General features: G+C 51.6%; 13 protein-coding genes and 3 tRNA genes. 11 read left to right on the top strand and 5 right to left on the bottom strand.

The genetic code is table 11. The features are described from left to right. Positions 1-86: 86 nt before the first annotated feature. Positions 87-983 carry a prolipoprotein diacylglyceryl transferase gene (gene lgt / locus AAZR23_RS18735; protein ID WP_166706983.1) on the top strand — a complete coding sequence of 299 codons (897 nt, stop codon included), beginning with the start codon at positions 87-89 and terminating at the stop codon, positions 981-983. 78 nt (positions 984-1,061) lie between these two features. Here the strand turns inward: lgt and thyA are convergent, their stop codons facing one another. Beyond that, positions 1,062-1,997, bottom strand: a complete 936-nt coding sequence (gene thyA / locus AAZR23_RS18730) for a thymidylate synthase (protein WP_434694300.1) — start codon at positions 1,995-1,997, stop codon at positions 1,062-1,064. A gap of 500 nt (positions 1,998-2,497) precedes the next feature. Between thyA and AAZR23_RS18725 the strand changes: the two genes are divergently transcribed. The 8 genes from AAZR23_RS18725 to recD are packed head-to-tail and all read left to right on the top strand — an operon-like array spanning position 2,498 to position 16,129. Continuing rightward, positions 2,498-2,977: a prepilin-type N-terminal cleavage/methylation domain-containing protein gene (locus AAZR23_RS18725; protein ID WP_434694298.1), complete on the top strand. Its 480-nt coding sequence runs from the start codon at positions 2,498-2,500 to the stop codon at positions 2,975-2,977. Then, the gene (locus AAZR23_RS18720) at positions 2,971-3,558 is read left to right on the top strand and encodes a prepilin peptidase-dependent protein (RefSeq protein ID WP_046894161.1); all 588 of its coding nucleotides are present in this window, start codon (positions 2,971-2,973) and stop codon (positions 3,556-3,558) included. The genes AAZR23_RS18725 and AAZR23_RS18720 overlap by 7 nt, the downstream gene beginning before the upstream one ends. Continuing rightward, positions 3,533-4,048: a YgdB family protein gene (locus tag AAZR23_RS18715; protein WP_434694296.1), complete on the top strand. Its 516-nt coding sequence runs from the start codon at positions 3,533-3,535 to the stop codon at positions 4,046-4,048. Before AAZR23_RS18720 ends, AAZR23_RS18715 begins: the two co-directional genes overlap by 26 nt. After that, on the top strand, positions 4,041-4,373 hold the full coding sequence (locus AAZR23_RS18710) for a prepilin-type N-terminal cleavage/methylation domain-containing protein (protein WP_434694295.1): 333 nt from the start codon (positions 4,041-4,043) through the stop codon (positions 4,371-4,373). The genes AAZR23_RS18715 and AAZR23_RS18710 overlap by 8 nt, the downstream gene beginning before the upstream one ends. A gap of 10 nt (positions 4,374-4,383) precedes the next feature. Next, positions 4,384-7,785 carry an exodeoxyribonuclease V subunit gamma gene (gene recC, locus AAZR23_RS18705; RefSeq protein WP_434694293.1) on the top strand — a complete coding sequence of 1,134 codons (3,402 nt, stop codon included), beginning with the start codon at positions 4,384-4,386 and terminating at the stop codon, positions 7,783-7,785. Then, a complete protein-coding gene (ptrA, locus tag AAZR23_RS18700; protein ID WP_434694291.1) occupies positions 7,769-10,660 on the top strand; it encodes a pitrilysin in 2,892 nt (963 codons plus the stop codon). The genes recC and ptrA overlap by 17 nt, the downstream gene beginning before the upstream one ends. Before the next feature lie 4 nt (positions 10,661-10,664). Next, the gene (gene recB / locus AAZR23_RS18695) at positions 10,665-14,297 is read left to right on the top strand and encodes an exodeoxyribonuclease V subunit beta (protein ID WP_434694289.1); all 3,633 of its coding nucleotides are present in this window, start codon (positions 10,665-10,667) and stop codon (positions 14,295-14,297) included. Next, entirely contained in the window at positions 14,297-16,129 is a 1,833-nt protein-coding gene (gene recD / locus AAZR23_RS18690; RefSeq protein WP_434694288.1) for an exodeoxyribonuclease V subunit alpha, read from the top strand. The genes recB and recD overlap by 1 nt, the downstream gene beginning before the upstream one ends. Before the next feature lie 9 nt (positions 16,130-16,138). Here recD and argA read toward each other — a convergent pair whose 3' ends face one another. Further along, positions 16,139-17,467 carry an amino-acid N-acetyltransferase gene (gene argA / locus AAZR23_RS18685; RefSeq protein WP_046894167.1) on the bottom strand — a complete coding sequence of 443 codons (1,329 nt, stop codon included), beginning with the start codon at positions 17,465-17,467 and terminating at the stop codon, positions 16,139-16,141. 280 nt (positions 17,468-17,747) lie between these two features. Here argA and amiC point away from each other — a divergent pair, with 280 nt between their 5' ends. Beyond that, positions 17,748-18,998, top strand: coding sequence for an N-acetylmuramoyl-L-alanine amidase AmiC (gene amiC, locus AAZR23_RS18680; protein ID WP_046894168.1), 1,251 nt, complete (start codon positions 17,748-17,750; stop codon positions 18,996-18,998). Positions 18,999-19,155: 157 nt separating this feature from the next. On the opposite strand, the gene AAZR23_RS18675 is transcribed toward amiC, so the two are convergent. The 3 genes from AAZR23_RS18675 to AAZR23_RS18665 form a co-directional block, all read right to left on the bottom strand. Then, positions 19,156-19,232, bottom strand: a tRNA-Met gene (locus AAZR23_RS18675). A gap of 26 nt (positions 19,233-19,258) precedes the next feature. After that, positions 19,259-19,335: transfer RNA gene (locus AAZR23_RS18670), tRNA-Met, on the bottom strand. Positions 19,336-19,418: 83 nt separating this feature from the next. Further along, a tRNA-Met gene (locus AAZR23_RS18665) sits at positions 19,419-19,495 on the bottom strand. 229 nt (positions 19,496-19,724) lie between these two features. Here AAZR23_RS18665 and mltA point away from each other — a divergent pair. Next, the gene (mltA, locus tag AAZR23_RS18660) at positions 19,725-20,822 is read left to right on the top strand and encodes a murein transglycosylase A (RefSeq protein WP_054425217.1); all 1,098 of its coding nucleotides are present in this window, start codon (positions 19,725-19,727) and stop codon (positions 20,820-20,822) included. The last annotated feature ends 56 nt before the right edge of the window (positions 20,823-20,878 follow it).

Genomic DNA, 20,878 nt, shown 5'->3' with positions numbered 1-20,878 from the left:
CGGTTCCGTCCTTATAGTCATATATCCCGGTCTGCGGCGGGCAGAGCAACGCCTGCGGCCGGATACAACACACAGTGTGAGGTACGATGAGTAACACTTATCTGGCATTTCCGGATTTTGATCCTGTTATTTTTTCTGTGGGGCCGGTGGCGTTACGCTGGTACGGGCTGATGTATCTTGTCGGGTTTGTGTTTGCCATGTGGCTGGCCAACCGGCGGGCAGATAAACCGGGCAGCGGCTGGAAACGCAGTGAAGTTGAAACACTGTTATATGCCGGATTTGTCGGGGTTTTCCTGGGCGGCCGTATCGGTTATGTTCTGTTTTATAACTTCCCGCTGTTTGCGGAAAACCCGCTGTATCTGCTGAAAGTCTGGGACGGCGGTATGTCATTCCACGGCGGCCTGATGGGCGTTATTATCGCAATGTGGTGGTTTGCCCGCCGCACGAAGCGCCATTTCTTACAGGTCGCTGACTTTGTGGCACCACTTATTCCGTTTGGCCTTGGTATGGGGCGTATCGGTAACTTTATTAACGGCGAATTGTGGGGGCGTGTGACACTCGATACGCCATGGGCCATTCTGTTCCCGACCTCTTACAGCGAAGATGTGAAACTGGCTGCGGCTGACCCTTCTCTGATGCCGGTACTCGAGCAGTATGGTGTGTTGCCGAGACACCCGTCGCAATTGTATGAAATGCTGCTTGAGGGGATTGTCCTCTTTATCATTCTGAATGTGTTTGTCCGCAAATCCCGGCCGATGGGAAGCGTGTCCGGACTGTTCCTGATCGGTTACGGTCTGTTCCGTATTATTGTGGAATTCTTCCGCCAGCCGGATGCCCAGCTCGGTTTATTCAGCGGGATCAGTATGGGGCAGATTCTGTCTGTACCGATGATTATTGTGGGTGTGCTGATGATGGTATGGGCATACAAATGCCCGGGTAATAAAACACGGAGTGACAGCGGAAAACAGAACGCGCCGGAATAGATCTGACTTTAGTGAGTGACAAAAAAACTGCATCGTAACCGATGCAGTTTTTGTATCCGGAGCCGTTTAACTGTTTGCTCAGACAGAAAACGGATATTTAATCGGATCGTGGTGCTGGTAATCTGTCACCGTAAAGTCATCGGTGGTAACCCATGTCATCAGATCATCCAGTGTTTTAATCTCAGGATTAATATGAAGTTTCGGTGATGCAAACGGTTTACGTGCAATTTGTACATCACGCATTAATTCTAATTGATCTTCATATAAATGCAGATTAACCACTTTGTGATAAACCTTGCCGCATTTCAGTCCGGTTATCTGAGCCATAATGGCAAGCAGGAAATAACATTGCGGTGCATTGAAAACATAACCCAGTGCATAATCACAACTTCTCTGATAACTGTTTAAATATAATGTTCCGTCAAGAACAGAGAAATGATGCATAAACATACATGGTCTCAGGCAACCCTGATCAAATTCACCCGGATTCCAGAAAGAGATAATTTCACCGCGGTCATCAATTCCTTTTTTTAAATTATCATATACTTTGCGAAGTTGATCGAAGGTATTTTTTCTCAGTTCATTAATCAGGTTATTAACGCCTTCTTTGTCTCCGGCATCACTTAATGATAATAATAAATCATATTGTGCGTCTGTCGGGGATATTTTCAGCTGACGTCCCTGAACACCATAAACACGGCCCATATCATCCTCACCTTTACGGTTCGGGTTTGCCAGCCAGTCGGCGTTTTCATTTGCGTTGGCGTTCCAGGTATTACAGCCGATGTCTCTGAACTGTGAGGCATTGTCATATCCGCGTAAGTAACCCAGCATTTCCGCAATAGCAGCTTTCCAGAATGCTTTGCGGGTGGTTACCAGCGGGAACTCATTTTTGTCAACGTGGTAAGTGAAATCGGCATTAATAATTGTCAGACATCTTTTACCTGTCCGCTTATTTTCAATCCATTTCCCTTCCTCCAGAATCCGCTTTGCAATGTCTAAATATTGTTCCACTTTTGTTTTCCTGTTGACGCAGTATATGATCTCAATATTATAGCACTGTTTTTATTCATTTCATATAAAATAATATTTCGTTGGTTTTATTAAAATGATTTTTATTATTTTTATTAATTTAATTAATGATAAATATGTATTAACTTTATTTTATAATAAGTGATTATTTATATTAAAAGATACGGGGTAACAATAATATCCGGGTCACCGGCACTGAGGGTGAGCTGTCTTAAATACAGTGCCGGTGATCGGTTTTTATATTGGGTAATATCCGGATTGTTAAAGAGCAGCGATATCTGCTCTTTTTAGCGTCTTCGTTTTTTTCACACCAGACTTTTTTTCAGGAAGATGATTTTTTTCTGCATAACAGGAAGAACGGATGTGTATTTGCAGTGCCATGCAGATATTTTTTCCTGTTGTATCGCATATTTTCAGGTTCTGCCTTTGCGGAAGTGGTAAACGCGTTATTTTTTCAGCAGGGAAAGGAAACGGATGACCACATGCAGAAATACATGCGAAAAGAGCGGGGGATATCGCTGATGGAAGTCATTATTGTTTTATTTATTATGGCATTACCAGTTTCATTTGTTCATATGTCATGGGAAAGCTACAGAGAACGGCGTTATCTGACAGAAACAGCGGCATTGTTTCATCAGTATCTCAGCAGCCATAAACTGAAAGCAACGTATCTGAATGAAACCCGGAAAATAGCCGTTATTTTCGGTGAAAAAAGCCGGGCCTGTCATCAGGTATCCGCAGCGCAGTGCGATAGTGATACAGAAGCGTTCATTCCTGCACCGGGCGTCCGTATTGTTTCCGGCACCACGGATACGGTGCAGTTCTGGGGAACCCGGCATACCGCCTCTGCCGCCGGTTTTGTACTGGAAAATCCGCAGGGACAGATAAAACTGATTATCTCGGCTCCCGGCCGTATCCGGTTGTGTACACCGGGGCGGCTATCCGGTGTGCCGTCATGCTGAATAAAATACGGGAGCAGGGATTCCTGTTATTTGAAATGCTGGCGGCGATGGCTGTCAGTACGATTATCCTGGTCACGGCAGCCCGGTTTTTTCCGGCTCTGGGGCAGGATGTACTGAATACATACCGGCAATATAAGCTGGATACCATTATGCGGGAAACGCTTCTGAGGCTGGAAAAAGATCTCCGGCGGACAGCCTTCTGCCGGGGGCATTGTCAGGGCAATCCGCTGCAGATTGCGGCGAAGCCGGGCGAGACAAAGAGCAGTTGCATTATAGTTGCTTACGATCTCAATCATAATGGCCGCTGGGAACGTAATGTCCGGAAAACCGGAGAGCATTTTGGTTACCGTCTGAATAAACAGGCAATTGAATGGACACGTAATGCCCTCAGTTGCCGGGAATCCGGCTGGGAAAAAGTCACCGATAACCGCTATGTGGCTGTTTCCCGGTTTTTGGTCACACCGGTGAAATTGTACGGAAAAAATGGTCTGCGCTTAACCCTGACACTTACCGGGCTGGATATGCCTTTAATACAGCGAACCGGAGAAAGCCTGATTGTTATGCCGAATTACCACCTGTAATCCCCGCAGGGAAAAAGCGGATCGCTCAGCGGGAAATACGTTGCTGCTGATGATAATGCTGCTGCTGGGGATCTCACTGATGATGTTATCTGTTTTGCATCGCTTTTATCAGACAGAGTGGCGTAACAGTCAGGATGAAATTGAATTTTACCGTGCGGATGCCGGTGCGGCGTCTGCTCTGGAGTGGGGACTGACGCAGGACTGGTCGCGGAAAATATTGAATGAAACGTCGTTTTACTGCCGGACAGCACCGGACCCGGCGCTGAAAAGTTGTTTGCGGCGGCTGAGAGCAAATAAGCTGTTATTGCAGGGCAGCCGGTTTTCTTCCCGGTTTGCACAAAATATCACGCATTATCAGTTGGTCAGCGCCGGGGAAGAAGGCGACAGAATGATATTAACGGCTCTGCCGCAGGGCTGGAGTGATTTTTGCCCGCCGGATTTAAAACCCGGTTGTAACCGGCACAGGGATACAGGAGAAAATAATGAATGAGCGCGGAATGTCGTTACCGGAAGTGATGCTTTGTGCCTTTATCTTTGCGATTCTGATTACCGGATTATTACGCTATTATCAGCTGCTGCACAGCGGAAAACACAGGCAGTACACGGATGTCAGTACGGTACGTCATCTGCATCAGATGATGCGCTTTACCACCGATCCCGGGGTATTACGGCAGATGATGCAGGTACATTTGTCTGCCCGGCAGAAATGGGAAAGTGAACAGGAAAATGTGTCACCGGGCTGTATTTCCGTTACTATCGGGCTGGTCTCCCCGGGAGAGCGCCGGTTAACCGCCGGAAGATGGCAATGTATGTAAGGACAGGACAATGTTTACGGTTTATCACTCCAATGATCTGGATCTGCTGAAAGACCTGATATGCCATATTATTGATAATGATAAAATCAATGATCCTTTTTGCCCTGAAACCGTGCTGGTGCAAAGCCCCGGCATGTCTCAGTGGCTGCAAATCAGTCTGGCGGAAAAACTGGGGATTGCCGCAAATATTACGTTTCCGCTGCCCGCAACGTTTATCTGGGATATGTTTACCCGCGTCTTGCCGGGTATTCCGAAAGAAAGTGCTTTCAGTAAAGGGGCGATGACCTGGAAACTGATGTCACTGCTTCCGCAGCGTCTGGATGATCCGGATTTTTCCCCGCTGCGCCATTACCTTGATGATGACGGCGATAAACGCAAGCTGCATCAGTTGTCCGGCCGTATTGCGGATTTATTTGACCAGTATCTTGTCTACAGGCCGGACTGGCTGACTGCGTGGGAAAATAATGAGCTGATTGACGGGCTGAGTCAGAATCAGTCCTGGCAGAAATGCCTGTGGCGGGATCTCCAGACTCTGACCCGCAGCCTGGGTCAGCCGGAATGGCACCGTGCCAATCTTTACCAGCGTTTTATTGACGTACTCAATGAAGGTGATCCGGCGGTGGTTGCCAATCTGCCGCCACGCCTGTTTATCTGCGGTATCTCTGCGTTACCGCCTGTCTATCTTCAGGCGTTGCGGGCGCTCGGACAGCATACCCATATCCATCTGATGTTTACCAATCCCTGCCAGTATTACTGGGGCGATTTACAGAGCCCGTCAGCACTCCGGCGTATGCTGGCACGCAAGCCGCAAAGCTATTGGGATAAAAAAGCCGTCAGCTGGTTTAAATCGGATGAGGATGCACCGTCACTGTTCGATTTTGAGGCTGACGGAGAGCAGAATACCGGTAACCCGCTGCTGGCGTCATGGGGACGTCCCGGCCGGGATAACCTGTTTTTTCTGGAAGATATTGAAGAAATCCATGCGATTAAAGCCTTTGTCGATCGTCCGGCAGATACACTGCTGTCCGCTGTTCAGCAGGATATCCTGAACCTGGAAGACGGCAGCGTGGTGGGAAAAAACAAAGAGGAATTTGCCACCAGCGAAGGGCGGCGGGTGATTGCGGATAATGACCGTTCTCTGACATTTCACTCCTGCCACAGCCCGCAACGGGAAGTGGAGATTCTGCAGGACTATTTACTGAATCTGCTGGAAAACGACCCGTCACTGACTCCCCGCGATATTATTGTCATGGTGGCGGATATCGACAGTTATTCCCCCTATATTCAGGCGGTTTTCGGGCAGGGGAACGAAAACCGTTATCTTCCGTTTGCGATTTCAGACCGCAAAGCCCGGCAGGCACATCCGGTATTACAGGCGGTACTGACTTTGCTGGAATTACCGCAGAGCCGCTTCACTTCAGAACATGTTCTCAGTTTGTTGGAAGTCCCGGCTGTGGCACAGCAGTTCGGGCTGGATGAGAGCGACCTGCCGCTTCTGCGCCGCTGGGTCAGCGGATCGGGTGTCCGCTGGGGGCTGGATGATCAAAATATCGAATCTTTCTCACTGCCGGTTTTTGGCCAGAATACCTGGAAATTCGGACTGGAGCGCATGCTGCTGGGCTATGCAATGGCAGAGGATGAAGGCACCTGGCGCGGGATCCTGCCTTATGATGAAGTTTCCGGCATGTCTGCGGACCGGGTCGGGCAGCTGGCTGCATTTATTGATACTTTGCGGCAGTGGCAGAAAAAACTGAGTGAACAGCGTACACCGGCACAGTGGCGTGAAACCGGTTCTGAGTTGTTGTCCGCATTTTTTATGACGACACCGGATACCGAACCGGTACTCAGTATGGTACTTCAGCAGTGGCAGCAGGTGCTGGAACAAGGCGTTAAAGCCTGTTATGACGGGGATGTTCCGCTTTCACTGATCCGTGATGAACTCTCTCTGCGGCTGGATGACGAAAAAATCAGCCAGCGTTTTTTATCCGGTGCTGTCAATTTCTGCACACTGATGCCGATGCGTTCTGTTCCGTTTAAGGTGATTTGTCTGCTGGGTATGAATGATGGTGTCTATCCGAGAACAATTCCGCCGCTGGGATTTGACCTGATGGCAGAAAAAAGCCGCCGGGGTGATCGTAAACGCCGCGATGATGACCGTTATCTTTTCCTCGAAGCGCTGGGGTCAGCAAAAGAATATTTATATATCAGCTATATCGGCCGATCTATCAGAGATAACGAAGAGCGTAACCCGTCAGTACTGGTCAGTGAACTGCTGGAATATGCAGGGCTCAGCTTCTGTCTGGAGAAAAATCGCTTTGCCGATCTGGATACCAGCCGGAAATCACTGGAAAATCATCTGATTGTCCGGCATACCCGCGTACCGTTTGCAGCAGACAACTACAGAGAAGGTGCTGAGTTTCAGAGTTTTGCACCCCAGTGGTTACCGGCTGCATTGCGGCAGGGGGAAGCGCAGGGTGCATTTAATGTCTCTGTTCAGTCAGAAGTGGTGACCGGCATCACGATTGATCAGTTACTGCGCTTTTACCGGCATCCGGTCAGGGCATTTTTTCAGCAGCGTCTGAATGTGCATTTTGAGATTGAAGATGTGGCACTGCCGGAGGAAGAGCCGTTCAGTGTCGATAATTTACAGCGTTACGGATTTAACACCAGGTTGCTTGATACGCTGGTGGACGGTGAGCCGGAAGAGAAAGTCTTCCGGCTGCTGAAAGCGGCAGGGGAACTGCCGGCCGGGGCGTTTGCACAGGTTTACTGGGAAGAACAATTACAGGAAATGGATGTTCTGGCGGAGAAAATCCGCAATGCACGGATGGCGTCTGATACTGAGTCATTTCATGATGTTATCGGGCCTTATACTTACAGCGGGCAACTGGCGGGTGTTCAGGAAAACGGATTACTCCGCTGGCGCCCGGCAGCACTGACCGCGGCGGACGGCCTGCGTTTGTGGATTGAACACCTGACTTACAGCCTGAGCGGACGGCAGCAATACAGCCGGATGTACGGGCGGGGAGATACGGTGTGGATCTTTGAACCGCTGACGGCGGAGCAGGCCCGGGATTATCTGCGCCCGCTGCTGGATGTGTTTGTCCGCGGGCTGAATGAGCCGCTGCCAATCTTTGTCAAAAGCGGCTGGGCATGGCTGACCACACTGGCGGATGAAAACACCGGTGAACTCTCTGATGATGAGGGACTCCAACATAAAGCCGGTTTACTGCTGCTGCAGACATTGCAGGGGGGATACCAGTTTACCGGCGAGGCGGAGGACGATTATGTTGTCCGTGCATTCCGCCATTTTGATGAAACACTTATGGACGCAATAAAGCAATTTTCACAACAACTCTTTTTGCCGATGTTTCAACATCAGAAAAACAGGGAGAATGAGGCTGATGCCTAAACAACTAGTGCAGTTTATTTTTATGCTGCTTTTCTTTTTTACCGGTGCCAATGCACTTGCCCAGAACAACTGGCAGGTTCTGCCCGGAGAAATTGAGAAAAGCGCCAACGATCCGCGTCAGTATCAGGCTATCACCCTGAAAAATAATATGACGGTTCTGCTGATTTCAGATAAAACCGCCCGTAAATCAGCGGCGGCAGTCAGTCTGGCTATCGGCAGTATGGATGAGCCGAAGAGCCAGGCGGGTCTTGCGCACTATCTGGAGCATATGGTGCTGATGGGCTCGAAACGCTTCCCGGAACCCGGGAACTTCAGTGACTATCTGGCGAAGCACGGCGGAAGCCATAACGCCAGCACCGGCTCCAACTATACCGATTTCTATTTTGAAGTTGAAAATAATGCCCTGAAAGGTGCAACAGAACGGCTGGCGGATGCGCTGGCAGAGCCGCTGCTGGACCCGGTGAATGCCGATAAAGAACGTAACGCGGTCAACGCTGAACTGACCATGGCGCGTTCCCGCGACGGGCACCGCATGTATCAGGTACGGGCGGAAACCTGGAACCCGGCACATCCGATCTCCCGTTTTTCCGGCGGAAACCTGGAAACGCTGAGGGATAAACCCGGCAGTATCCTGCATGAAGAGCTGCTGAAATTTTACAATACATACTACTCATCCAACCTGATGAAAGCCGTGATCTACGGACCGGAGTCTGCGGAAGAGCTGGCTCAGCTGGCAAATGATACGTTCGGTACGATTCCGGATCGTCATGCGGCAATTCCGGAGATTACCGTACCGCTGATCACGGCAGCCGAACAGCAAAAAATTATTCACTATGTACCGGCACAACCACAGAAATCGCTGGATTTTGAGTTTGTTATCGACAACAACAGCAAAGATTTCCGCAAGCAGACAGATACCTACATTGCGTATCTTCTGGGAAGCCGCAGTGAAGGTACTCTGGCGAACTGGCTGATCTCAAACGGGCTGGCGGAGAATGTCAGTGCATCGGCATCTTCTTCACTGGCGCGTAACCAGGGCGTGTTTATTATCTCTGTGTCGCTGACAGATGAGGGTATGGCAAAACGGGATGAGATTACTGCTGCTGTTTTTGCGTACCTGAATCTGATTAAAGAAAAAGGGATTAATAAAGATTACTTTGATGAAATTGCCCGTGTAAATATGCTGGCGTTTCGTTACAACTCGGTTGTCCGTGATATGAACTATGTTGAATCACTGGCAAACACTATGATGGATTATCCGGTAAAAAATATCCTGAATGCCGGTTATCTGGCCGATGACTGGGACCCGGCTGCGATCAAAGCCCGTCTTGCGGATTTAACACCGGAAAAAGCCCGCGTCTGGTATACCAGCCCGCAGGAACCAAGCAACAAAAAAGCCTATTTTGTTGATGCCCCTTATCAGGTGGATGCGGTGACTGCCGCGCAGCTGGATAAATGGCGCAAATCTGAAGGTGATTTCCGTTTCTCTCTGCCGGCACTGAACCCGTTTATTCCGGATAATTTTGATCTGATTAAGCAGCAGGAACAGACTAAGCCGGTACAACTGACCGATTCGGCAAAACTGCGTCTGTTCTATATGCCGAGCCGTTATTTTTCTGACGAACCAAAAGCCATTATTGCGCTGGAACTGCGCAACCGGAATACCGGCAGAACAGCCAAAGATTTTGTGACCGGTTCGCTGCTCAGTTATGTCAGTGAGCTGAGACTGAATCAGCTCAGCTATCAGGCCGGTGTGGCAGGAATGGGCATCAGCATCAGTGAGGATGACGGACTGAATATCAGCGTCAGCGGCTATTCCCAGCATCTGCCGGAATTACTGACCACGGCGGTGACTGAATATCAGTCCTTTACCCCGACCGCATCTGAGCTGGCACAGGCGAAATCCTGGTATCGTGAGCAGGTCGCGGTATCGGATAACGGCAAAGCGTATGAGATGGCAATGCGTCCGTTCAGCCGCCTGAAAGCGGTACCGTATTTTGAAGATAAAGAGCGCCTCGCCGCACTGGATACCATTACGGAAAGCGACATCACACAGTTCCGTGACCGTCTTATCCGTGAAGGGGCGCTTCAGATGTTTGTGTTCGGTAATCTGACGGCACCTCAGGCAGAGCAGATTGCATCGAAAGCTCAGGCGCAACTTGGCTCTCAGGGGACGGAATGGTGGGTGGGGGATTACTATGTGATTGATAAAGCCCTGAAACCAAACTTCGACGAAAAAGCCAACAGTACCGATAACGCGCTGGCCAATATCTTTATTCCGACCGGGTATTCACGGACGGAAGGCGCGGCATTCTCGTCTGTGCTGTCGAAAATTCTGCATCCGTGGTTCTATGATCAGTTGCGGACACAGGAGCAGCTGGGCTATGCCTTGTTTGCATTTAACCCGAATTTCGGCCGCCAGTGGGGGATCGGTTTCCTGCTGCAAAGCAATGAAAAGAACCCGGCGTACCTGTCACAGCGCTTTGATGATTTTTATATTAATGCGGAGAAACGCCTGAAAGCACTGGATAATGCGGAATTCGATAAATACCGTAATGCGCTCCTGACTGAAATGACACAGCCGCCGGAAACCTTTGAGGAAGAGGCCTCCCGTTATTCATTTGATTTCAAAAATAATTACTTTGATTTCAATACCCGCGAGCAAACTATCGCTGCGGTGAAAAAAATGACCAAACAGGATGTGGTGACCTTCTATGAGAACGCGGTGATGTCGAAAAATGGTCTGGCGCTTTACTCTCAGGTGACCGGAACCGGCGGTAAAGCGGATGATTACGCAAAACCGGCCGGATGGACCACTTATCCGTCCGTAACGGCGTTCCAGTCGCTGTTACCTGTCAAAGAAGAAATACGGTAAGGCAATGGCGGCTGAATCTTTAAACCCGATGACAATACCGCTGCAGGGGCAGCGGTTAATTGAGGCATCTGCCGGTACAGGAAAAACCTATACGCTGGCACGGCTCTATCTGCGTCTGCTGCTCGGAATCGGTGACGGGGCCTTTGTCCGGCCGTTATCGGCGGAAGAAATCCTGGTGGTGACCTTTACCGAAGCCGCAACGAATGAGCTGCGCGGGCGTATCCGTGAGAATATTCATCAGCTGCGGATAGCCTGCCTGCGTCATGAGGAAGGCGGGGAACCGGCGGATGATGACGGGTTTGGTCCGCTTCTGGATCTGATTGAAGATAAACAGAGTGCGGCTCATCGCCTGCTGCTGGCTGAACGGCAGATGGATGAAGCCGCCATTTTTACCATCCACGGTTTTTGTCAGCGAATGCTGACTCACAACGCTTTTGAATCCGGCGTACTTTTTGAACAGACACTGATTCAGGATGAGCACCCTGTCCGTAAGCAGGCCTGTGAGGACTTCTGGCGGCGTCATTGTTATCCGCTGCCCGTAGAGCTGGCCAGAGCCATTAAACAGCTCTGGTCTGATCCTGAGGCGCTGCTGCGGGATATTTACCCCTGGCTGCAGGGCGAATTACCCGGAATTACCGATGCACCGGAATCCGATGAAACATTGCTGTCCCGCCATGAGCAGATTATTGCCGCGATTGATGAGGTTAAACAGTGCTGGCGGAAAAGTGATGTTGATTTTGTCAGCCTTATTCAGAACTCTGATCTGAATAAAAGCAGTTACCGCGCCAATCTGGTGCCCGGATGGATTGCCGGGATTAATGACTGGGCGGAGGAAGAGGAAACCACACATTACGCACTGCCGAAAAATCTGGAGCGTTTCAGTCAGGCGGTGCTGGATGAAAAAACCAAAAAGGGCGGCACGCCGCCGTCACATCCGGTATTTTCTGCAATTGAAGCACTGACGGAGCAGGCACTGACGCTGGAAGATGTCCTGTTTACCCGTGCGGTATACGAGATCCGTCAGACCATCACAGAGGAAAAACAGGCCCGGGGTGAAATGGGGTTTGATGACCTGCTGACCCGGCTGGATAATGCGCTGCGTCAGGAAAACGGGGCACTGCTGGCACAGACACTGCGCAGACGTTTTCCGGTGGCGATGATTGATGAATTCCAGGATACCGACCCCCAGCAATACCGGATCTTCCGCACTATTTATCAGGAAACGGCGTATCAGGAGACGGCCGGTGATAACGGCACTCCGGCAGAGCCGTACGGACTGTTGTTTATCGGTGACCCGAAACAGGCGATTTATGCTTTCCGGGGGGCGGATATTTTCACTTATATCAAAGCGCGCCGGGATGTCAGTGCGCATTATACCCTCGGGACTAACTTCCGTTCCGCAAAGACGATGGTCGACAGCGTCAACAAGCTGTTTTTACAGGCGGATGAGCCTTTCTGCTTTAAACAGATCCCGTTTCAGCCGGTCAGTTCCGCACCTGCAAATGATGATGCCGCTTTTATTATTGCCGGAAAAACACAACCGGCAGTGCAGTTCTGGTGGCAGGCCGCGGAGGGCGTCAGCAGCGGTGATTATGAACGGACAATGGCCGGCGTGTGCGCCGGACAGATCCGTGACTGGCTGGATGCCGGACAAAACGGTACAGCCCTGATTGGCCCCCCCGGGAAACAACGTCCGGTCAGTGCGGCGGATATCACCGTACTGGTGCGCAGCCGCCGGGAAGCTCAACTGATAAAAGATGCGCTCAATCAGCGGGCGATCCCGTCCGTTTTTCTTTCAAACCGCGATAGTGTATTTGAAACGCCGGAAGCCCGTGAACTGTTGTGGCTGCTCCAGGCGGTGCTGAATCCGGAAAAAGAACGGCTGCTGCGCAGTGCGCTGGCTTCCGGGCTGTTTGGCCTGAACGCGGCGGAGATTGATGCGCTCAATCAGGATGAAGCCGCCCGCGACAGGCTGGTGGATGAATTCGCCGGTTACGGGCAGATCTGGCAGCAGCAGGGCGTTCTGCCGATGCTGCGCCGGGTACTCAGCCAGCGCAAAATAGCTGAAAACCTGCTGGCGGGGCCGGACGGCGAACGGCGCTTAACCGATATTATGCATATCAGCGAATTACTTCAGGAAACATCCCTGACGCTGGAAAATGAACATGCACTGGTGCGCTGGCTTGCACAGCAGGTATTACGGCCGGATGCGCAATCGGAAAGTCAGCAGATGCGGCTGGAAAGCGATCAGCATCTGGTTCAGATCTGCACGATCCACAAATCCAAAGGGCTGGAATACCCGCTGGTGTGGCTGCCGTTTATCTGTAATTTTCAGGCAGGCGGCCAGCGTCTTTACCATGACGAAACCACCTTTGAGCCCTGTCTGACACTGTCACCGGATGAAACTCAGGTTGCGCTGGCGGATAAAGAACGTCTGGCAGAGGATTTGCGCCTGCTGTATGTGGCGGTGACTCGGGCGGTTTATCATTGCAGTCTCGGGGTTGCGCCCATTATCAAAGGGAACCGTAAAAAAACGGGCAATACCGATTTGCATCTTAACGGGCTGGGGTATCTGCTTCAGAACGGACAGGCGTGTGACAGCACTGCACTGGCGGAGCGGCTGGATGCCTTTTGCCGGAGCGACAGCGCGGCTGCCGTTACCCGGATAACAGAACCGCAGCTGCAACTGTGGCAGCCCGGCGTTTCACTGCCGCCGTCCCTGGCGGTGAAGCCGTTTACCCGGACTGTCAGCAGCCGCTGGCGGGTAACCAGTTACAGCGGCCTGAGTTACGGCGCATCATCCGGTGGCAGCGTATATACACAGGACAGGCAGGAAGAGATGATGGCGATGATCCGCTCTCTCAGCCCGTCACTGGACACCGATACCCTCGGAGAAGTACAGGACGAAACGGTAACGCAGCAGACGGCTTATACCTTCCCGCGTGGTGCACTGGCGGGGACATTCCTGCACAGTTTATTTGAAGAGCTTGAATTTGATAGTGAGCCCTCACTTGAGTGGCTCACTGAACAGTTGTTGTCATACGGATTTTCAGCGGAGTGGGCGCCGTTTCTGCAAACCTGGTTTACGGATCTGGTGAATACACCACTGTCAGCAGAAGGGCCGGTGCTCAGTGCGATCCCGGTGCGTTACAAACAGGATGAAATGCAGTTTTTCCTGCCGATAGACGGCGACCTGACTGCGCAAAAACTGGATGCACTGACGCGGCAATATGATCCGCTGTCAGCGCAGGCCGCACCGCTGGATTTTGCTGCGGTGACGGGCATGCTGAAAGGCTTTATCGACCTTGTGTTTTATCACGAGGGTAAATATTACATCGCTGACTATAAATCAAACTACCTGGGAGACAGTCCGGCAGATTATCAGCCGGAGGCTCTGGCTCAGGCTATGCTGGAACACCGCTATGATTTGCAGTATCAGCTGTATACGCTGGCGCTGCACCGCTATCTGCGTCACCGGCTGCCGGATTATGACTATCAGACGCACTTCGGCGGCGTGTATTACCTTTTCCTGCGCGGCATGACACCGGAATACCCCGGTCAGGGGATCTGGTTTTATCGTCCGGAGCAGGCATTCACTGAGCAGCTGGATGTCCTGTTTAACGGGGAGGAAGGTTAATGAATACTCACTTACAAACCTTGTGCGCAGAGCAGATCCTGCGTCCCCTGGACTGTCAGTTTGCGGCGATGCTGGCACCGGACACTGATCCGCTGCTGCAACTCGTGTTTGCTCTGCTCAGTACACAAACCGGCGGCGGACATGTCTGTCTGCCGCTGTCGCGGATTCTTCCTCAGCCGGAACAAGGCGGACGGCATGCTGAGATCATGCTGTCAGTCTGGCGGTCACTGGGTGATCCGGGACTGCCTGAGATAAAAGCAGCGCTGTCTGCGTCGGATGCGGTTAGTGATGGCTCACTTCCGGCACCGGTCGTGCTGTCAGACGCGAATTTGTATCTGCACCGGATGTGGCAGTATGAGTGCCGTGTGGCTGAATTTTTCTCCCGGCCGCAGGCTGTTGCGGCAGACGCGGAGAAACTGCGCCCGGTTCTGGATGCATTGTTCGGTACGGAAGAGCAGGAAGACTGGCAGAAAATTGCCGCCGCTGTGGCGGTCAGCAGCCGGACTGCCGTTATTTCCGGCGGGCCCGGTACCGGTAAAACCACAACCGTTGCCCGTATTCTGGCGGCTCTGGTGCAATCCGCGGCGGAGCCGCTGCTGATTGAACTGGCGGCACCGACCGGTAAAGCGGCAGCCCGCCTGACAGAATCACTGGGAGACGCAATTGCACAGCTCGACCTGACAGATGTTCAGCGGGCAATGATGCCGGATCAGGCCAAAACACTGCATCGTCTGCTGGGCGCTCAGCCGGACAGCCGCCGGTTACGTCATCACCGGAAAAATCCGCTGATGTCAGACGTGCTGATTGTGGATGAAGCATCCATGGTCGATTTACCGATGATGGCGGCTCTTATTGAGGCACTGCCGGAGAAAGCAATACTGATCCTGCTGGGGGATAAAGACCAGCTGGCGTCAGTGGAAGCGGGAGCCGTGCTGGGGGATATCTGCCGCTTTGCTGAAGCCGGTTATACACCGCAGCGGAGGGAAATGCTGGAGGCAATGACCGGCTGCGTGCTGCCGGATAAATGTCCGGAAAACCCGGTCAGTGTGCAGGATCATCTCTGTCTGCTGCGCAAAAGTTTCCGCTTTGATGCGGCTTCCGGTATCGGACAGCTGGCCACTGCCGTTAACCATGGTAATGTCCGGGAAACGATGGCAGTTCTCAGCGGACAGCGGCCGGATGTGCGTTATGTGCCGCTGGAAGATGAAGACGGGTATGCGCAGGTACTGACGGATACCATGAATGCCTATCAGCCGTTTTTATCACTGGTAAAACAGCATGCCGACCCGGCTGCAATACTTGAGGCTTTCAGTCAGTTCCGGCTGCTGTGCGCCCTGCGTGAGGGGCCGTTCGGTGTGGAAGGACTGAATGAGCGTATTGAGCGGCTGCTGCATCAGCAGGGGCATATCCGCCGTCCGCAGATACACCGGCATCGCGCGTATCACGGTAAACCGGTGATGATAAGCCGCAATGACAGCCCGCTGGGGCTGTTTAATGGTGATATCGGGATCATGCTGACGGATGAAAACTATGAGCTGCGGGTCTTTTTCCGGCTGCCGGACGGTACCATAAAGAGCATCCGCCCGAACCGTCTTCCGGCACACGAAACCGCTTATGTGATGACGGTACACAAATCGCAGGGTTCTGAGTTTGCCCATACCGCACTGGTATTGCCGGTGCAGCCTTCGCCGCTGGTCAGTCGTGAGTTGCTGTATACGGCACTGACGCGGGCGAAAAAGTTTCTGACAATTTACAGCCGGGAAGAGTGCGTTAAGCGGGCCGTGAAAACCCCCACTCAGCGGTACAGCGGGCTGAGTGAGCGTTTACGTTAGCCGGAAGAACTACTGAAAGCCGAGGATCAGGATTTTGGAGCGCCGCTGGTAGTTATACAGCGCCTGTTTTTTGACCGGCAGATTTTCAATTTCTGCCGGTACAAAGCCGCGTTCCTGAAACCAGTGAATACTGCGGGTGGTGAGTACAAACAGTTTTTCCAGTCCGATCTGTTTTGCCTGCTGTGTGACCCGGTGCAGTAATTCCTCGCCGCGTGCCGAGCTGCGGTAATCGGGATGCACTGCCACGCAGGCCATTTCACCGATTTTTTCTTCCGGATAAGGATAGAGTGCGGCACAGGCGATGGTGGTGTTATCGCGTTCAATAATGGTGAATTTGTCTATCTCCATTTCCAGTTGTTCGCGGGAGCGGCGCACCAGAATGCCCTGCTGTTCCAGCGGGCGGATAAGTTCGAGTATCCCGCCGATATCGTTGATATTGGCGCGGCGTGTCTGCTCTGAACTCTCCATCACAATCTGTGTTCCGATACCATCACGGGAGAAGAGTTCCTGGATGAGCGCTCCGTCTTCCTGATAACTGAGCAGATGGCTGCGTTTTACGCCCCGGCGGCAGGCTTTAACGGCACCGCGCAGGAAACGGACTGTTCCGGAATAGTAATCACCGCTGCCTTCCATTGCGTGCACATAATGTTCCGCATCATTCGGGTGCATCTCGGAGATAATTCCGCCGTCGTCTGCCACCACACCTTGTGCAGAGCAGAAACCAATCAGTTTTTCCGCTTTCAGTTTGATCGCAATCTGTGTGGCAATTTCCTCAGACGTCAGGTTAAAGCTTTCCCCGGTGACTGAAACAGCGACCGGGCCTATCAGTACAATACCGCCGTTATTAAGCTGACGGTTGATAGCATCCTCATCGATACGGCGGATACGCCCGCTGTGGCAGTAATCAATGCCATCATCGATTCCCAGCGGCTGGGCTATCACAAAGTTTCCGCTGACCACATTGATATGCGCACCCTGCAACGGTGTGTTACTCAGACACATCGACAGACGGGCGGTGATATCCAGTTGTAACTGACCGGCTGCCTGTTTGACCAGTTCAAGGGTACGGGCGTCCGTCACACGGGTGTTTTTGTGATAAACCGGCTCACACTGATGGGCCAGCAGATTTTTTTCAATTTGCGGGCGGGCGCCGTACACGACAATCAGACGTATACCCAGGCTGTGCAGCAAACCGATATCATTGACAATACCGGGAAAATTTTCATGCTCGATAGCTTCGCCGCCCAGCATCACCACAAATGTTTTGCCATGGTGAGCATTAATATAAGGAACTGACTGACGGAATCCGTCCACCAGTTCGATACTGCGCTCTTTCATAACACCCTCGCAAGTGAATTATTATTCGTAATTTATGTATTTTTATTCTTTTTGGGCGGGAATAGCAAGCGCAAATTTTAGTCGCCGGTCAGGATTTCGCCGGGTTTTATGTGGTGTTATCGCCATATAAGCCAAAAATGCATAATGACAGGGCGCAAATGATTAGATAAAGTGCCGTTTAAATTATTTACGGAATAAATTGTTCTGTTTCTTTAATTTTCCGGTTTTCACCACCTGCGCCGGTTATTGTTGATTTGATTTACGCTATGGATATTTTTTCATGAGTCATTCTGAACATGATGCGTCACGCCGTCTGTTACTGAAAGGAGCTGCGGCGTTTTGTCTGCTGAGTATCAGCCCGTTCGGCTTTGCGGCGTCGCCACAGATTGTGGCGGTGCGTATCTGGCCGGCATCCAGTTATACCCGTGTGACTATCGAGTCAGATCATCCGCTGAAATATAAGCAGTTTTCACTGCAAAACCCGGAACGTATTGTTGTTGATCTGAAAAATGTGCATCTCAACAGTGTGCTGAAAGGAATGGATAAACAGGTGCAGGATCGCGATCCGCATCTGAAGCTGATCCGTGTCGGTCAGAACGACCCGCAGACTGTCCGTCTGGTATTTGAAGTGAAACAGGCGATGAGCCCGCAGGTACTGGAGCTGACGCCGGTTGCCGAATTTAAAAACCGTCTGGTACTGGATTTTTATCCGAAAAATGGTGCGGCAACGGAAGATGATCCGCTGCTGGCGCTGCTGGAAGATTACAACCGCGGTGACCTGGAAGAGAGTCTGCCGCGTGAAACGCCGAAACCGGGTAAAGCCGGTCAGGACAGGCCGGTTGTTATTATGATTGACCCGGGCCATGGCGGGGAAGACCCGGGGGCTATCGGGAAATACAAAACACGCGAAAAAGATGTGGTGCTGCAAATTGCCCGCCGTCTGAAATCGCTGATCGATCGTGAGCCGGGTATGCGCGCTTATATGACGCGTAATGAGGATGTGTTTATCCCGCTGTCGGTGCGTGTGGCCAAAGCCCGTAAAATGCGGGCGGATCTGTTTGTCTCGATCCATGCGGATGCGTTCACCAACCGATCTGCCAGAGGTTCGTCTGTTTTTGCGCTGTCGACACGGGGCGCGACCAGTAATACTGCAAAATTCCTGGCACAGACCCAGAACGATGCGGATAAAATCGGGGGCGTCAGCAAAAGCGGCGACAAATACCTCGACCAGACCATGTTTGATATGGTGCAGAGCGCGAGTATCAAAGACAGCCTCAAATTCGGTTCAGAAGTGCTGAAACGGATGGGGAATGTGAACAAACTGCATAAACGCACGGTTGATCAGGCCGGGTTTGCGGTACTGAAAGCACCGGATATTCCGTCAATTCTGGTGGAAACCGCCTTTATCAGTAACCTTGAGGAAGAGCGTCTCCTGAAAACGGCCAAATTCCAGCAGGGAATGGCAAATTCTATTTTTCAGGGGATTAAGGCCTATTTTGCCAACGGTGGTGCTGTCGCACGGCGCAACTGAGAATATGACAAAGACAGACATCACAAGGATGTGGTGTGAAACGGGCAGATACAGCGCAGATATAGCACAGACATAGTTATGCACTGAAATAATCGTATTTCAGGGATAAATTTTTGTGTTTTTTCAGGAAAAGTGACAGGAGAGTCTGTCAGAAGAATGGTTGCGGGGGCCGGATTTGAACCGACGACCTTCGGGTTATGAGCCCGACGAGCTACCAGGCTGCTCCACCCCGCGTCCGATTTTGTTAATGATAAGAAGGTTGGTTGCGGGAGCCGGATTTGAACCGACGACCTTCGGGTTATGAGCCCGACGAGCTACCAGACTGCTCCATCCCGCGTCCGAATATCATTAACTTAGCACTTCACAAATACGATACTTCACAAACATCATATTTCACAAACGTCGCACATCACAAAAGATTGGTTGCGGGAGCCGGATTTGAACCGACGACCTTCGGGTTATGAGCCCGACGAGCTACCAGGCTGCTCCATCCCGCGTCTGTGAGGCGCCCACTATACTCAGGATGAGAGCTGATGCAAGTTTTTTCTCGATAAAAAGCTATCCTGCCCCCTGATTTGGTTAATTATCCGGCTTATCGCCGTTTTTTTGTTCATTCAGCCGGATGATTGTTCAGAGGAAAAAATGAAACCGGTTGCATAATGAAAGCGATTTGATATCGTTCGCATACATATTGTATTAATTCAAATTATTGGTTGGCGGATGGGTATGAGCAAAACCGGCAGGTATTTGTTGTGCGGTGCATTGTTTTCGTTATTGGTTGGCTGTGAATCACGCCCGACGGACAAAGGTCAGCAGTATAAAGACGGGCACCTGACGCAGAATTTACAGGAAGTGGCTAACGTCAACAGTCCCGGCGTGCCGGTCAACGGCCCGGACTTTCTGAAGCAGGTGGATGCCATCCGGACAACCTCACCGCGTCTGTACAATCAGTACAGCGAAAATTTCCGTGCGGTTGAAAACTGGCTGCGCTCCGGTGCGGATACCGCACAACTGCGGCAGTTCAATCTGCACACATATCAGATGGAAGGCAAAGATAACTACGGAAACGTGCAGTTCACCGGTTATTACACTCCGGTTGTTCAGGCCCGTCATACCCGTCAGGGCGAATTTCAGTACCCCATCTACCGTATGCCGCCGAAAAAAGGCAGCCGCCTGCCGAGCCGTGCTCAGATCTATCGCGGTGCGCTGAGTGATAACTATGTTCTCGCCTACAGCAATTCACTGATGGATAACTTCCTGATGGATGTTCAGGGCAGTGCCTATATCGATTTTGGTGATGGTTCGGAGCTGAACTTTTTTGCGTATTCCGGGAAGAACGGGCACGGCTATACCAGTATCGGCCGTGTTCTGATCGAACGCGGAGAAGTAGAGAAGAAAGATATGTCGATGCTGGCAATCCGTCAGTGGGCTGACAATCACTCGCCGCAGGAAGTGCAGGAATTACTGGAGCAAAACGCCTCTTTTGTCTTTTTCACACCGAAACAGTATGCGCCGGTGAAAGGAGCGAGTGCGGTACCGCTGATTGCCAAAGCGTCGGTGGCGTCGGATAAAACGCTGATCCCGCCGGGCACAACGCTGCTGGCAGAAGTCCCGGTGCTGGATAATCAGGGTAATTTTACCGGCCGTTATGATATGCGCCTGATGATCGCGCTGGATGTCGGCGGGGCTATCAAAGGACATCACTTCGATATTTATCACGGTATCGGCCACGATGCCGGGCTGATGGCCGGATTCTACAACCATTACGGCCGGGTCTGGGTACTGAAAAAAGGTATCCCGCCGATCCTGAACCCGGCACTGTAGTCTTTTATTCCCGGGGTGTATACTTTGCGACGAAGTATGCACCCGCATTATTTCTC

Origin of the sequence: Morganella sp. Je.2.23 (assembly GCF_051129855.1) — a bacterium.
Lineage (GTDB): Bacteria > Pseudomonadota > Gammaproteobacteria > Enterobacterales > Enterobacteriaceae > Morganella > Morganella sibonii.
This window is presented reverse-complemented; position numbering and strand designations above follow the sequence as displayed.

Bases quoted from the DNA above. Each gene is read 5' to 3' on its own strand.
- argA (WP_046894167.1), bottom strand. From the start codon at position 17,467: ATGAAAGAGCGCAGTATCGAACTGGTGGACGGATTCCGTCAGTCAGTT.
- recC (WP_434694293.1), top strand. From the start codon at position 4,384: ATGTTTACGGTTTATCACTCCAATGATCTGGATCTGCTGAAAGACCTG.
- recB (WP_434694289.1), top strand. From the start codon at position 10,665: ATGGCGGCTGAATCTTTAAACCCGATGACAATACCGCTGCAGGGGCAG.
- AAZR23_RS18720 (WP_046894161.1), top strand. From the start codon at position 2,971: ATGCTGAATAAAATACGGGAGCAGGGATTCCTGTTATTTGAAATGCTG.
- ptrA (WP_434694291.1), top strand. From the start codon at position 7,769: ATGAGGCTGATGCCTAAACAACTAGTGCAGTTTATTTTTATGCTGCTT.
- lgt (WP_166706983.1), top strand. From the start codon at position 87: ATGAGTAACACTTATCTGGCATTTCCGGATTTTGATCCTGTTATTTTT.
- amiC (WP_046894168.1), top strand. From the start codon at position 17,748: ATGAGTCATTCTGAACATGATGCGTCACGCCGTCTGTTACTGAAAGGA.
- AAZR23_RS18725 (WP_434694298.1), top strand. From the start codon at position 2,498: ATGCAGAAATACATGCGAAAAGAGCGGGGGATATCGCTGATGGAAGTC.
- AAZR23_RS18710 (WP_434694295.1), top strand. From the start codon at position 4,041: ATGAATGAGCGCGGAATGTCGTTACCGGAAGTGATGCTTTGTGCCTTT.
- mltA (WP_054425217.1), top strand. From the start codon at position 19,725: ATGAGCAAAACCGGCAGGTATTTGTTGTGCGGTGCATTGTTTTCGTTA.
- recD (WP_434694288.1), top strand. From the start codon at position 14,297: ATGAATACTCACTTACAAACCTTGTGCGCAGAGCAGATCCTGCGTCCC.